The sequence below is a fragment of the Flavobacterium sp. N2820 genome (assembly GCF_025947285.1).
Lineage (GTDB): Bacteria > Bacteroidota > Bacteroidia > Flavobacteriales > Flavobacteriaceae > Flavobacterium.
Genome location: NZ_CP110008.1, coordinates 966,089 through 979,916, shown reverse-complemented (window position 1 = coordinate 979,916; position 13,828 = coordinate 966,089). Strand labels below are relative to the sequence as shown.

General features: G+C 31.6%; 13 protein-coding genes and 1 other RNA gene. 10 read left to right on the top strand and 4 right to left on the bottom strand.

What is annotated here, in order from left to right; all coding sequences use genetic code 11:
• Positions 1 to 23 precede the first annotated feature (23 nt).
• Together dnaK and OLM52_RS04575 are read left to right on the top strand one after the other, a co-directional pair.
• Positions 24 to 1,907 carry a molecular chaperone DnaK gene (gene dnaK / locus OLM52_RS04580; protein ID WP_264549964.1) on the top strand — a complete coding sequence of 628 codons (1,884 nt, stop codon included), beginning with the start codon at positions 24 to 26 and terminating at the stop codon, positions 1,905 to 1,907.
• Between the two features lie 117 nt (positions 1,908 to 2,024).
• Entirely contained in the window at positions 2,025 to 2,654 is a 630-nt protein-coding gene (locus OLM52_RS04575; RefSeq protein ID WP_264549963.1) for a hypothetical protein, read from the top strand.
• Positions 2,655 to 2,715: 61 nt separating this feature from the next.
• On the opposite strand, the gene OLM52_RS04570 is transcribed toward OLM52_RS04575, so the two are convergent.
• Positions 2,716 to 5,256: a zinc-dependent metalloprotease gene (locus OLM52_RS04570; protein WP_264549962.1), complete on the bottom strand. Its 2,541-nt coding sequence runs from the start codon at positions 5,254 to 5,256 to the stop codon at positions 2,716 to 2,718.
• Positions 5,257 to 5,437: 181 nt separating this feature from the next.
• Between OLM52_RS04570 and OLM52_RS04565 the strand changes: the two genes are divergently transcribed.
• From OLM52_RS04565 to OLM52_RS04555, 3 genes are all read left to right on the top strand, one after another.
• Entirely contained in the window at positions 5,438 to 6,388 is a 951-nt protein-coding gene (locus OLM52_RS04565; protein ID WP_264549961.1) for an NAD(P)H-dependent flavin oxidoreductase, read from the top strand.
• Positions 6,389 to 6,422: 34 nt separating this feature from the next.
• Entirely contained in the window at positions 6,423 to 6,803 is a 381-nt protein-coding gene (locus OLM52_RS04560) for a hypothetical protein (RefSeq protein WP_264549960.1), read from the top strand.
• 85 nt (positions 6,804 to 6,888) lie between these two features.
• A complete protein-coding gene (locus tag OLM52_RS04555; protein WP_264549959.1) occupies positions 6,889 to 7,359 on the top strand; it encodes a hypothetical protein in 471 nt (156 codons plus the stop codon).
• 45 nt (positions 7,360 to 7,404) lie between these two features.
• Here the strand turns inward: OLM52_RS04555 and OLM52_RS04550 are convergent, their stop codons facing one another.
• Both OLM52_RS04550 and OLM52_RS04545 read right to left on the bottom strand, forming a co-directional pair.
• Positions 7,405 to 8,091, bottom strand: a complete 687-nt coding sequence (locus OLM52_RS04550; protein WP_264549958.1) for a carboxypeptidase-like regulatory domain-containing protein — start codon at positions 8,089 to 8,091, stop codon at positions 7,405 to 7,407.
• Positions 8,084 to 9,127 (bottom strand): glutaminyl-peptide cyclotransferase, encoded by a 1,044-nt coding sequence (locus OLM52_RS04545; protein WP_264549957.1) that lies wholly within the window; start codon positions 9,125 to 9,127, stop codon positions 8,084 to 8,086. The genes OLM52_RS04550 and OLM52_RS04545 overlap by 8 nt, the downstream gene beginning before the upstream one ends.
• An 88-nt stretch (positions 9,128 to 9,215) precedes the next feature.
• On the opposite strand from OLM52_RS04545, the gene ffs reads away from it, so the two are divergent.
• The 3 genes from ffs to OLM52_RS04530 all read left to right on the top strand — a co-directional run bounded on the left by ffs (position 9,216) and on the right by OLM52_RS04530 (position 11,244).
• Positions 9,216 to 9,314: signal recognition particle sRNA small type (ffs, locus tag OLM52_RS04540), an RNA gene on the top strand.
• Between the two features lie 90 nt (positions 9,315 to 9,404).
• Entirely contained in the window at positions 9,405 to 10,403 is a 999-nt protein-coding gene (locus OLM52_RS04535; RefSeq protein WP_264549956.1) for an enolase C-terminal domain-like protein, read from the top strand.
• Positions 10,404 to 10,440: 37 nt separating this feature from the next.
• Positions 10,441 to 11,244, top strand: coding sequence for an SDR family oxidoreductase (locus OLM52_RS04530; protein ID WP_264549955.1), 804 nt, complete (start codon positions 10,441 to 10,443; stop codon positions 11,242 to 11,244).
• A 1-nt stretch (position 11,245) separates the two neighbouring features.
• On the opposite strand, the gene OLM52_RS04525 is transcribed toward OLM52_RS04530, so the two are convergent.
• On the bottom strand, positions 11,246 to 12,130 hold the full coding sequence (locus OLM52_RS04525) for a Brp/Blh family beta-carotene 15,15'-dioxygenase (RefSeq protein WP_264549954.1): 885 nt from the start codon (positions 12,128 to 12,130) through the stop codon (positions 11,246 to 11,248).
• 104 nt (positions 12,131 to 12,234) lie between these two features.
• On the opposite strand from OLM52_RS04525, the gene OLM52_RS04520 reads away from it, so the two are divergent.
• Both OLM52_RS04520 and fsa read left to right on the top strand, forming a co-directional pair.
• Positions 12,235 to 12,969, top strand: a complete 735-nt coding sequence (locus tag OLM52_RS04520; RefSeq protein ID WP_264549953.1) for a bacteriorhodopsin-like — start codon at positions 12,235 to 12,237, stop codon at positions 12,967 to 12,969.
• Positions 12,970 to 13,098: 129 nt separating this feature from the next.
• Positions 13,099 to 13,755 carry a fructose-6-phosphate aldolase gene (gene fsa / locus OLM52_RS04515; protein ID WP_026726663.1) on the top strand — a complete coding sequence of 219 codons (657 nt, stop codon included), beginning with the start codon at positions 13,099 to 13,101 and terminating at the stop codon, positions 13,753 to 13,755.
• Positions 13,756 to 13,828: the final 73 nt, after the last annotated feature.

Sequence of the window (13,828 nt, the reverse complement as noted above, 5' to 3'; positions counted from 1 at the left end):
TTTAAAATCTAACAAGTATAAAAATGAGCAAAATTATTGGAATCGACTTAGGAACAACCAACTCATGTGTGGCTGTAATGGAAGGTGGAGAACCTGTTGTAATTGCAAACGCAGAAGGAAAAAGAACAACACCATCTGTTATTGCATTTGTAGAAGGTGGCGAAATTAAAGTTGGAGATCCGGCAAAAAGACAAGCAGTAACTAACCCAACAAAAACGATTGCTTCTATCAAACGTTTTATGGGTAACAAGTATACTGAAAGTGCAAAAGAAGCTTCAACAGTAGCTTACAAGGTAGTAAAAGGGGACAACGATACACCACGTGTTGATATCGATGGTCGTTTATACACACCACAAGAATTGTCTGCAATGACACTTCAAAAAATGAAAAAAACAGCTGAAGATTATTTAGGTCATTCAGTTACTGAAGCAGTTATTACTGTTCCAGCTTACTTTAATGATGCGCAACGTCAGGCTACGAAAGAAGCAGGTGAAATTGCAGGTTTGAAAGTAATGCGTATTATCAATGAGCCTACAGCAGCAGCTTTAGCTTATGGATTAGACAAACAAGGTAAAGACCAAAAAATTGCAGTTTACGATTTAGGTGGAGGTACATTTGATATTTCTGTATTAGAATTAGGAGACGGTGTTTTTGAAGTTTTATCTACCAATGGAGATACACATTTAGGTGGAGATGATTTTGACCAAGTAATTATTGATTGGTTAGCAAACGATTTCAATGCTGCTGAAGGTGTTGATTTACGTAAAGACCCAATGGCATTACAACGTTTAAAAGAAGCAGCTGAGAAAGCTAAAATTGAATTATCAGCTTCTGCTCAAACAGAAATCAACTTACCATACGTAACTGCTACTGCTTCAGGACCAAAACACTTAGTACAAACATTAACTAGAGCTAAATTTGAACAATTAGCAGAATCTTTAGTAAAACGTTCTATGGAACCAGTTGCTAAAGCGTTAAAAGATGCTGGTTTATCAGTTTCTGATATTGACGAAGTAATCTTAGTTGGAGGTTCAACTCGTATTCCTGTTATTCAAGAACAAGTAGAGAAATTCTTCGGTAAAAAACCATCAAAAGGAGTAAATCCTGATGAAGTAGTAGCAATTGGAGCTGCAATTCAAGGTGGCGTTTTAACAGGTGAAGTAAAAGATGTATTATTATTAGACGTTACACCACTTTCATTAGGTATTGAAACTATGGGAAGTGTAATGACTAAATTAATTGAGTCGAACACTACTATCCCAACAAGAAAATCACAAGTTTTCTCAACAGCAGCAGATAACCAACCATCGGTAGAAATCCATGTTATTCAAGGAGAAAGACCAATGGCAAATGATAACAAAACAATTGGTCGTTTCCATTTAGACGGAATTCCACCAGCACCAAGAGGCGTTCCTCAAATTGAAGTAACGTTTGATATTGATGCGAATGGTATAATTAAAGTATCGGCTACAGATAAAGGAACAGGTAAATCGCATGATATTCGTATAGAAGCTTCTTCAGGTTTAACTCCAGAAGAAATTGAAAAAATGAAAAAAGATGCTGAATTAAATGCTGAAGCGGATAAATTAGCTAAAGAAAGAGCAGATAAGTTAAATGAAGCTGATTCTATGATTTTCCAAACAGAAAGTCAATTGAAAGAAATTGGTGATAAATTAACTGCTGAACACAAAACAGCTATCGAATATGCGTTAACTGAATTGAAAATGGGTCATGAAACGCAAGATTTAGACGCTATTCAAAAAGGTTTAGACAACGTAAATGCAGCTTGGAAAACAGCTACAGAAGAAATGTACAAATCACAAGAGCAAGGAGCTTCTCAAGCTGAGCCACAAGCAAGCGCTTCAGGAGACCAAACGCAAGATGTAGATTTCGAAGAAGTGAAATAATTTACAAATTGTAAATAAATTTAAAACCGAGTCAGCAATGATTCGGTTTTTTTTATTTAACAGTGATTCGTTTTTTAATTTTTGTATATTGGTGACTTATTCTAACAACCAACTATTATGAAAAAACTATTTTTAGTTCTAATGCTATTTGTTTCAACAATTGGATTTACACAAAAAGGAAAAGCAAAACCGAAACCCACACCATCAAAGAATCTAGTTTTGACTACGGTTGATAACATTTCGGCTGAAATTATTACTGAAAAAGCAGGAAAAAGAGTTGTTCTATTTGTAAAAAATGAAGGAAAAGTAGATACATTAGAAATAAAAAAAATTGAAAAAACAGATTTTAAACCAACCAATTTTACGATTAAAAGTTACCTAGCACAAGGTAAAAAGTTGTATCATGTAAATTGGAAAGAGGAAATTAAAGTAGATACAAAATTAAAAAAGGAAAATGGAGTAGTAACAGAAAATCAACTTTGGGATACACAATCAAAAACTCTTTTATTAGGAAATACACACAAATCATCGCATATCAAAGAAACCGTTTTTTTAGATGCAAATAAAACCGCTTCACATGAAGTTGAAAAAAATCGTAGTGAAGGTTTTGAGTTTACCTTAAATGTTGATGGAAGCTTTGTTTTAAAAACTAAAACCCAAAACAGTACTTATGTTTACAACACCACTTTAAGTAAATATGAAATGAAAGGAAGTCCAAAAACTTCTGGAACTAAAAAGAAAAAATAGCTTAATCGTAATAAAAAAGGGATAACAATTAAGCCATCCCTTTTTTAATTACTGTATTGTTTTATTTTGGTTTCATTGCATTTTCAATTCTAGCCACTAAATCGTTAAGATGGAATTTAGTTAATCGATCACCTGAAGCCGTTGCTGCCAGTTTTAATTGATTTTTCAATTCGTTTAATTGCCCTCGAGCTATTGAAGGAATATCGGTATCCGCTAAAACAATTCGTCTTCCATTAAAGAATGTTACATTTGTTTTTTCACTAGACATTGTTTCAATAAGTTTAGAGACAAACATTTTTTGTAAATTTCTTCTATAAATATCAATTGGAGCATTGGTTTTTGTTTCTGAGAAAATTCCTCTTCTCAAATCACTTATTAACTCATCTACAGAATAGTTTGCCTTATTTTGTGATGAAGTTTCTAATAAACGAATTAATCTATCGCCAGCTAGTAAACTTGAAAGTGTTCCATCTTGTATAGATTTTATAGCTTCAACACCATTTTCAGGTTTTATTTTTGATAATACGTTTTGATCTAATAGCCATAATGGAGTTTTAAATAATTGTTCGTTTAAGAATGCAACAGCTTCGTTTTGAATAGCTGAAGGTACAACTTCGTATTTATCTCCTTCCATGTCGTATGTTTTTGGTGTTTCATAAATACCACCTACATTTTTAGTAACATGTCCCATATATCTTCTATACTGGCCTGTTAACGAATTATATAGTCCGTTTAATTCATCATAATCTTCTCCGTTTTCTTTGCTCCATTCAATTAAATTAGGTAAGATTCTTTTTAAGTTTTTAATACCATAATTTGACGCTTTCATTGCATTATCTCCTAAATCTTCTGTTTGGTATCTTGGATCATATGGATTTGTTTCGGTACCAAACCATAAACGACGATTTTTATAGGCTTCTTTTGTCATTTCGTTTAAGATTGCTTTTTCAGCTTCTTCATCTGAAGCATCTTTAAAATAAGAATATCCCCATTTAATAGCCCATTTGTCATAATCGCCAATTCTTGGAAATAAATCGGTTACACCATCTTCAGGCTGTGCTACGTAATTGAAACGCGCATAATCCATAATCGAAGAAGTATGTCCGTTTTTCTTTTGAAATTCAGGATTTCTCAACATTTCAACTGGAGTTGCAAAACTAGCACCCATATTATGACGAAGACCAAGTGTATGACCTACTTCATGAGCAGCCACAAAACGTATTAATTCCCCCATCAATTTATCATCAAATTTTTTATTTCTAGCTTGTGGATCAACAGCAGCGGTTTGAATTAAATACCAATCACGCAGTAAACTCATGATATTGTGATACCAACCAATGTGACTTTCCATGATTTCACCAGTTCTTGGATCATGAACGTTTGGTCCGTAAGCATTTTGAATTTCTGCAGCAAAATATCTTAATACAGAAAAACGAGCATCTTCTAAGCTCATAGTTGGGTCATTTTCTGGCCAATATTCGCCACGAATTGCATTTTTCCAACCTGCAAATTCAAACGCTTCTTGCCAATCGTCAATACCTTGTTTAATAAATGGTTTCCATTTGTCTGGTGTTGCAGGATCTAAATAGTAAACGATCGGTTTTTTTGGTTCAATCAGTTCGCCTCGTTTTTGTTTTTCAGCATCTTCCTCATTTTTTGGTTCTAAACGCCATCTTACGGCAAAAATATCTTTGTCTGCTTTTTGAGAATCTTCTTCAAAAACATCATAACCGTTTGCAAAATATCCAACTCTTTTATCAAAAGTTCGCTTGCGCATTGGATTATCTGGAAGTAATATAAACGAAGTGTTTAATTCCATTGTTACTACGCCAGCATCTAATCCAGCAGGTAAATCAACTCCAATTTTAGGAGTGGGAGTTCTTGAAATTTGTGGTGAAGCTGTAGTAAATGTTTTTGTTGTTCTAATTTCAGTATTGATTGGAAAACTTTTTATAAACTGAATAAAGGATTTATCTTTTTGAAAAGATTGTATACTTAATAATTGCTTATTGATAGAATTTAATGAAAATGTTTGTAAATCAGATTCAAAAGCCGCAGTCATATCAATAACACTTGCAATGTTTTCTTTACCTGATGCGTCTTTTTTGTATGCTAAAATATCATACATACCAATAATTGGATCTGCATTTGAATTTTTTACAGATTTTGTTATTGGTTTATCTTCGTCTGGTGTCATGATTACATAAGTAATCGAACGAAGTAAAATTGTGTTGTTTTGTCCTTTTTCAAATCGAACAACTTGACGATTTATTTCTTCTCCACCAAAGATACCTCCACCTGCAGGGGTTTTAGAATATCTAGTAATGGTCATAATTTCTTTACCAATTAAGGAATCTGAAATTTCAAAAAAGTATTTTTCACCTACTTTATGAACATCAATTAATCCATTTTGAGTAACTGCAGTCGAATCAATTACTTTTTTGTATGGTTTTGGTTCTTTTTTTGTTTCTGATTTTTTAGCATCAGAAGCTAGTGTTTCAGTACTTGGTTTTTTTTTATCTTTCTTTTTTTTCTGTGCCACTAAATCTGTTGAAAAAGAGAAAACTAAAAGACAACTTAAGATTGTTAGTTTTTTTATCATTTTGGAATGGATTAATATTTTTTCAAATTTATCTGAAACTAATTAGTTCTCCCACTGTATTAAGTTTTTATTAAGAATTTTTGTTTATTTTTTTGACATGTGGTTGAAAAGACTAAAATTATTTTTATATGCGCGCATAATATTTTATTTTTTGCTATATTTGAATTTAAATTAAAATGATATGGAAAAGCAATCTCTCACTTCGTTACTTCAAATTACACATCCCATAATAATGGCTCCAATGTTTTTGGTATCCAATACAAAAATGGTTATTGAAGGAATGAAAAGTGGCATTGCAGGTTGCATTCCAGCATTAAATTATAGAACATTAGACGAATTGCAAGCTTCCATTAGAGAATTAAAAGCGGCTAAAGTGCCAGGCGGAAGTTTTGGATACAATTTGATTGTAAATAAATCTAACGTAAAATATAAAGAGCAATTGCGAATTTTATGCGAAGAAAAAGTTGATTTTATTCTGACCTCATTAGGTTCACCTGAAGAAACCATCAATGAAGCCCATAAAGTAGGCATCAAAGTCTTTTGTGATGTTACCGATTTATCCTTTGCAAAAAAAGTTGAAAGTTTAGGTGCTGATGCGCTTGTAGCAGTTAACAATCAAGCTGGAGGTCACCGCGGAAATATCAACCCAGAAGAGTTGATTAAATCTTTAAATGAGCATACGTCGTTACCCGTAATTTCTGCAGGTGGAGTAGGAAGTAAGGCAGATTTAGATAGAATGTTAAGCTATGGAGCCGTTGGTGTTTCTGTAGGAAGTCCCTTTATTGCTTCAATTGAATCAGGTGTTTCTCAAGAATACAAGCAAGCTTGCGTGGATTATGGTGCGAAAGATATCGTAATGACTGAACGTATTTCTGGAACACCTTGTACAGTTATCAATACACCTTATGTTCAAAAAGTAGGAACCAAACAAACTTGGTTAGAAACAGTATTGAACAAAAGCAAAAGTTTAAAAAAATGGGTCAAAATGATTCGCTTTTACATTGGTATGAAAGCTACTGAAAAAGCTGCAACACAAGTAACGTATAAAACGGTTTGGGTAGCGGGACCAAGCATTGAGAACACAAAAGCAATTTTACCTGTCGCTGAAATTGTGGCGAAATTAGTTAAGTAGCTCTTTTATAATTACATTTGTAAAAAATATTCAATTGAAGAAAATCTTTCACTATTTTACTACTCTATTAACCGTTTTTGTATTCGGTTATTTATTGATGCATAGTGCCGATGTTTCTGATGTTGAAACAAATGATTCATCAAAAGAAATTGGTTTTCAATTGCAGCAAAATGACTATCATTTTAATGCTGAAGGAATTCAAAAAGAATCTATTTCTTTAAAATCCAATCAAAATCAAACCAATGTAAACGAAGTAGTTAGAAAACAAGTCCAATCACTTTTCGTTTTTACTTCTTTTGTACAAATTGAATTATTACAAAAAAATAGTTTTGAGGTGTTTTTCGGCAAGAAAAATCTTTTAAACCTATTTTTTACCACTTCAAGAATCATTTTTCCATTTCATTATTTCTGGTAAAATTTATTTTATTTTTTAGTTAATCTCAAGTAATACTATACTTGGGAAGTTTTATTATACACTCAATTTAAAATAAATTTATAAAATGGATACCATAAACACGATTATTGGAATTGTATTTTTATTACTAATATTAGTTCCTATTTATATTATTAATAATAATGTTAAAAAAAGAAAAAATCAATTATTAAGCACCTTAAACGAATTGTCCAATGATAAAAACACCAAATTTTCCGAAACTGATTTTTGGTCAAATAACTCAGGAATTGGATTAAAAGGCAATATGTTAGCTTACTTTAGAAAAGGTGAAGATGCTCAAGTAAATGAAGTTGTTGACTTAAAAGAAGTAAAAAAATGTTCTTTAGTGCAGCTAGATAAACACGGAAATGTGCCTAAAAATAGTCATGAAATCAATAAATTAGCTTTGCATTTAACACTGAACAATCATAAAGAAATTAGTTTAGTTTTCTTTCATGTAGATGCTCTAAATTTCATTATAGGAGAAGAATTTAGAATTGCTAAAAAATGGCAAGAGATTATTTCAAGTACCATTTAAAAATAAAAAAAAGCCTCAGAAATGAGGCTTTTTTATGATATTAGATTATCGAAACCAATTTCTTATTTTTTGAAATTGTCTTCCTAAAAAGGTTCTTCTTTTGATTCCTCCTGTAATAATTACCGTTTGTCCAATTTCAACAACTTTTAAAACAACATTATAATTAGATTGTTTGTCAGTTATAATTACTTTTTCAACTGAACTAGCAAAAGAAAATACTATTTCATCACCAATTTCAGCTTCTATACTATAGTTTCCATCATAATCAGTTGTGGTGCTTTTTCCAGAATTTTTTACTACAACATTTGCTCCTGGAACAGGTCCTAAATCATCTGAAACAACACCTTTTATAATTCGTTTTTGTGGAATAAGAACTTTTCCTAAAATTAAATCTTCTTTTTGTTCAGTTTGAATAGTGTCTTGTTTGACTTGGGAATAGGCAACCTCATTTCCTAATCCTAAAAACCCAATTATTGTTGCTGTTGCAATTAACCAATAGCTCGATTTTTGTTTTGAAACAATTAAATTTCGATTTAATTGATTGTTATAAAGTCTACCACAAGTAGTTGCATCTTTATTTAATTGCTCAATTATTTCCTTGTCAGATGCTTTAGTAAAATCAAAAACAGTTTTCGTACAAACGCTGCAAAATCTTCCTTTGTCTTCAGGAGTCATTGCTTCCCAATTTTCATGGCAAGGCTTAGGAATCGATATATTAACTTTTCTACTCAATCGTCAATTCAAATGTTTTATCCCAATTTTTACCTGTTACAAAATAGGTTTTGGTTGTTGGGTTGTATGCAATTCCATTAAAAGCATCAATTTCAGGATGTTGTGTCACTTTACTTTTCAATTCAGAACAATTAATCACATGTTCTACGGTTCCTGTTTTTGGGTTTATGATTGCTATGACATCTTTTTGGTAAATGTTTGCCCAAATTTTCCCATTAATCCATTCCATTTCATTGATCGAATCAATTTTTGAACCACTCGTATATACATTGATAAAATCTTCTACTTTTAATGACTCTGGATTTAAAATGTAGATTTTTTCAGTTCCATCACTCATATATAATTTTTCACCATCATTGGTAATTCCCCAACCTTCGGTTTCAAACGAAAAAGTTTTTTCTAATTTGAAGGTTTTCGCATCATATACAAAACCTGTTTTTTCTTGCCAAGTCAATTGGTAAATTTTGTCTTTCAAAACGGTAATTCCTTCGCCAAAATACTTGTCCTCTAATTTAATTTGTTCAATAACTTTTCCAGTTTTATAATCCGTTTTTCTTAAAGTAGATTCTCGATATTGTCCTGTTCCTTCTAATAAAACCCCATTGTAGAACTCAAACCCTTGTGTGTAGGCATTGATATCGTGTGGATAAGTATTCACAATTTTATAATTCAAAATCTTTGGTTCTGTACTTGCATAAATGGAGAATCCAGAAACTAAATCAATGTTTTGTCCTTCAAAATATACCAATGCTTTAATCGTTTGATTCCCTAATTTTTGATTTTTCAACGCAAAAAGAAGTTTTTCATTTCCTTTTACGGAACCAATTTTAACTTCGTTAATGTAGTAAATAACAGAATCTATTGTTTTGTTTTCTTTGTTTTGGAGTACCAAATCGATGCTTTCTTCTAACTTAAGAATCGGTTTTATGGTAGAATTTTCTAACGAAAATAAATTTTTTAATGCATTTTCATCATCTTTACATGAAGTTGAAATAACACCTAATACAATGAAAGCGAATAGCTTAACTTTTAACATGGTTGAAATATTTAATACCGTAAATATACAATGATTTTTTATACTCACAATTGACTTGCAAAAATATAAAAAGGTTGTATATTTGCACCGGCAAGTCCTACACGACCAGCTCCTGCAGACTCCTCCAGGGTGGGAACACAGCAAAGGTATGTGGTCGTAGCGGTGCGATGTAGGTCGCTTGCCATTTTTTTGTTTTTACGAGGAACGAAGTAATCTTTCCAATAATTATGATCTCCCTTTGCGGAGATTTTTTATTTTTACATCAATTCTAATTCCTATGCAAATTACCTGGCAAATTGTTCGCTTACAACTAAAAGAAACGTTTTCAATTAGTTATGGAAATTATACATTTAGAGAAGCCTTAATTATTTCGCTTTCCAAAAATGGTAAAATAGGTTATGGCGAATGCACTGCGATTGATTACTACGGAATTAATCTTGCGGATTTCATTCGGAAATTAGCCCAAATCCAAGCCCAAATCCAAAAACAATCCATAAATCATCCTATCGAATTTTATGCTTTTTTAGAAAGTTTACAATTGCATTCTTTTTTGCGTTCGGCTTTAGATTGTGCGTATTGGGATTTATTCGGAAAGTTAGAAAACAAGAGTTTCTTAGAATTGAATTTGATTGAAGTAAAAAAATTACCAGAATCTTCTATCACCATAAGTGTTGCACCAATTGAAGAACAATTGCAAAAAATTGAAAAGTCAGATTGGAATAAATTCAAAGTTAAATGGAATCATTTTGATGAAAAAGCATTGGATTTATTACTAAAATGTGAAAAAGAAATCGCTTTAGATGCTAACGGAAGTTTTTCTATTTCCGAATGTCAACAATTAGAAGAAAATCCGTTGTCAGCCCAATTTACTTATATTGAGCAACCCATGAAAACCGGAATTTCAAATTACAGTCATTTGAATGCTTTCAAATTTGCGAATTGGATGGCCGATGAAGATTGCCAAGAACAAACCCATCTTTCCGATTTAAAATCGCATTATAAAACCATCAACATCAAATTGGTTAAAACAGGCGGATTAACTCCCGCTTTAGAACTAATCAAAGATGCACGAGCAAACGATTTCAAAATCATGATAGGTTGCATGACCGAATCTACTGTAGGAATTTCAGCTGGAGCCGTTTTGGTTCCTTTAGTGGATTATGTGGACTTAGATGGCGCAAACTTAATTGCTAACGACATTGCTTTTGGAAGTACCATCGAAAAAGGAAAAGTATTGCTTTCAGATAAAGTTGGGTTAGGAATTTCCTTGAAATAATATAAAGCCGTATTTTCGCAACATAATTCACATTAAAATGAGTAAAGTAGTATTAATTACAGGTGGTTCATCAGGAATTGGAAAATCAATTGGCGCGTATTTACATCAAAAAGGTTTTGTAGTGTATGGCACAAGCCGAAATCCTGAAAAAATTACGAATTCAATATTTCCATTAGTAGCTTTGGATGTTCGCGATAAACAAAGTATTGTGAATTGCGTGGCTGAAGTTATTCATAAATCTGGACGACTAGATATTGTTATTAATAATGCTGGAGTAGGAATTACAGGTCCAATTGAAGAAATCCCAACCGAAGAAATCCGAAATAATTTTGAAACGAATTTATTTGGACCAATTGAAGTGATGAAAGCAGTTTTACCCCAAATGCGAGAACAAAAATCGGGTTTAATCATTAATATTACCTCGATTGCAGGTTATATGGGATTGCCTTATCGTGGGATTTATTCGGCTTCAAAAGGCGCTTTAGAATTAATTACCGAAGCCTTACGAATGGAAGTAAAATCGTTCGGAATCCAAATTACCAATGTAGCTCCAGGTGATTTCGCTACTAATATTGCAGCAGGACGTTATCATGCACCAGTGGTGAAAGGTTCGGCTTATGAAGTCCCTTACGGAAATACCTTAAAAGAAATGGATTCACACGTTGACAGCGGTAGTAATCCAAACGAAATGGCAGAAGCAATTTTCGCTATCATTCAAACTGATAAACCAAAAGTACATTATAAAGTCGGAGCCTTTATGCAAAAGTTTTCTATTGTTTTAAAACGCATATTGCCTGATACAGTTTATGAAAAAATGTTAATGAATCACTATAAGTTGTAGATTATTTTTTATACATCTTTAAAATTACAATTGCGTGTGGAAATGTAATTGATGCTAAAAATGAAAAGAACAAAGCATCAAAAATAATCAGGTCTTTAGAGATGAAATAGAGTATACTTATTCCCACTAAAGAAATTATCCAATACAAAAAAGCAGATTTAAAGTATTTCTTAAAATTTGTAAACGAATATTTACCATATAAAAAGCGGATTTGATCATTTAGAGAAGGTATGCTGTGCCAAAATATAAAGTATATTGTAAATCCCCATATTAAACTAGAAACTTTAAATATTAAGCAGAGCAACACCAAGTAAAAAAGTTGTTCAATTATAATGTTTTTAAAAGTTTCTGATTTCTTATACAATATATAGGTGTTAATTAAAAACAATAGTAATACTATAAAAAACGCAATACTTATTGTTTTTTCAGCAATTGAAACTGTTGTAATCTTAAAAACAATTTCTATAACTTCTTTTTTGTTGAAGATGAACAATAACAATAAGATGATTAAACCATAATTAAATTGAAATATTTTGGTAATTATTTTATTCCCGTTTTTTTCTATGTCTTGCCAATGTTGTTCCCCAAAGTGATAAGCACTAACTAATATAAATAAGGTTAAAGCTACAATCGGAATTTTTGTAAAAAGCAGTGCAGAAATTAATACTATTGCAATGTAACTAATTAATATTTTAAAAAAGCTTTGCTTTTTTCTATTTTCAAGTTGACTAATCAATACTAAATCGTTTGCTCCATGTAAAATTCCAAAGGTAAAAATCAAGATAAATCCCAAAACCAACTGATTCTTATCTGATAAATAAGAAGTTAGCCAAAGCCCTAAAAAGCTTGCTATGACTGTTATTTTCTGGACTTTGTACATTTTCATATTTTTTTTGTTTAATATTTTTTATAAAAAATTAAACAAAATGTTTTTTATTTCGTTTAACGTTTAGTAAATTTACTTAAACAAATTAATAAAAACTAAATATTATGTCAAATTTTATGTTTATTTCTGCAAGTGTAGCTAAAATGCTACCAAACGATTACGTTGGTTTTACATTTTTTATTGGAAGCATGGCTATGATGGCTGCTTCAGCATTTTTCTTTTTATCATTAAATCAATTTGATAAAAAGTGGCGGACATCAGTATTAGTATCAGGATTAATTACTTTTATTGCAGCTGTGCATTATTTTTACATGCGTGATTATTGGAATGCTTTTCAAGAATCACCAACATTTTTTAGATATGTTGACTGGGTATTAACTGTGCCGTTAATGTGTTTAGAGTTTTATTTGATTTTAAAAGTAGCAGGTGCAAAACAAAGCTTATTGTGGAAAATGATTTTCTTATCGATAGTTATGTTAGTTACAGGTTATTTTGGAGAAACAATTTTTAGTGATCAAGCAGCTTTATGGGGATTCATTTCTGGTGTTGCATATTTCTGGATTGTTTATGAGATTTGGTTAGGTGAAGCATCAAAATTAGCTGCTGCTGCTGGTGGAAATGTATTAGCTTCTCACAAAATTTTATGTTGGTTCGTATTAGTTGGTTGGGCTATTTATCCATTAGGTTACATGTTAGGAACTGATGGATGGTACACTAGTTTCCTAGGTAAAGGAAGTGTAGATGTAGCGTATAACATTGCTGATGCGATTAACAAAATCGGTTTTGGGTTGGTTGTTTACAATTTAGCTGTAAAATCAACTTCAAACGAAAAGGCTTAGTTCTATTTTTTAGTTTTTAGTTAGCCGCCTCATTTTATGGGGCGGTTTTTTTATTTTATTATTTTATTCTGAATTTGATTTCTTACTTTTGCATTTCAAAACAACACAATACTTTAAAATTTAAAAAAGATGAAATTTTTTATTGACACAGCTAATTTAGAGCAAATTAAAGAAGCACAAGAATTAGGAATTTTAGATGGCGTTACTACAAACCCATCGTTAATGGCTAAAGAAGGCATTACAGGAAAAAACAATATTCTAAAACATTATGTAGACATTTGTAACATTGTAGACGGTGATGTAAGTGCAGAAGTGAATGCAATGGATTTAGAAGGTATGATTAGAGAAGGTGAGGAGTTAGCTGACTTACACGAACAAATCGTAGTGAAATTACCGATGACTAAAGAAGGTGTAAAAGCATGTAAATATTTCTCTGATAAAGGAATTAAAACGAATGTAACGTTGATTTTCTCTGCTGGACAAGCTTTATTAGCAGCAAAAGCGGGAGCAACGTATTGTTCGCCTTTCCTAGGAAGATTAGATGATGTTTCTACAGATGGTTTAAATTTAATTGATGAGATTCGTCAAATTTATGACAACTACGGATTTGAAACTCAAATTTTAGCGGCATCTGTGCGTCATACTATGCACGTGATTAACTGTGCTAAAATTGGTGCTGATGTTATGACGGGACCATTATCATCAATTACTGGATTATTAAAACATCCTTTAACTGATATTGGAATTGCTCAATTTATTGCAGATTACGAAAAAGGAAATAAATAATTTCTACAATTTATATAAAGTTAAAAAGCGTTCCATTCGGAACGCTTTTTTTGTGAAACGAATCAATTATTAT

What these genes read in the sequence shown, in the direction of transcription:
- dnaK (WP_264549964.1), top strand. Translation starts at nt 24, where the DNA reads ATGAGCAAAATTATTGGAATCGACTTAGGAACAACCAACTCATGTGTG.
- OLM52_RS04575 (WP_264549963.1), top strand. Translation starts at nt 2,025, where the DNA reads ATGAAAAAACTATTTTTAGTTCTAATGCTATTTGTTTCAACAATTGGA.
- OLM52_RS04570 (WP_264549962.1), bottom strand. Translation starts at nt 5,256, where the DNA reads ATGATAAAAAAACTAACAATCTTAAGTTGTCTTTTAGTTTTCTCTTTT.
- OLM52_RS04565 (WP_264549961.1), top strand. Translation starts at nt 5,438, where the DNA reads ATGGAAAAGCAATCTCTCACTTCGTTACTTCAAATTACACATCCCATA.
- OLM52_RS04555 (WP_264549959.1), top strand. Translation starts at nt 6,889, where the DNA reads ATGGATACCATAAACACGATTATTGGAATTGTATTTTTATTACTAATA.
- OLM52_RS04545 (WP_264549957.1), bottom strand. Translation starts at nt 9,127, where the DNA reads ATGTTAAAAGTTAAGCTATTCGCTTTCATTGTATTAGGTGTTATTTCA.
- OLM52_RS04535 (WP_264549956.1), top strand. Translation starts at nt 9,405, where the DNA reads ATGCAAATTACCTGGCAAATTGTTCGCTTACAACTAAAAGAAACGTTT.
- OLM52_RS04530 (WP_264549955.1), top strand. Translation starts at nt 10,441, where the DNA reads ATGAGTAAAGTAGTATTAATTACAGGTGGTTCATCAGGAATTGGAAAA.
- OLM52_RS04525 (WP_264549954.1), bottom strand. Translation starts at nt 12,130, where the DNA reads ATGAAAATGTACAAAGTCCAGAAAATAACAGTCATAGCAAGCTTTTTA.
- OLM52_RS04520 (WP_264549953.1), top strand. Translation starts at nt 12,235, where the DNA reads ATGTCAAATTTTATGTTTATTTCTGCAAGTGTAGCTAAAATGCTACCA.
- fsa (WP_026726663.1), top strand. Translation starts at nt 13,099, where the DNA reads ATGAAATTTTTTATTGACACAGCTAATTTAGAGCAAATTAAAGAAGCA.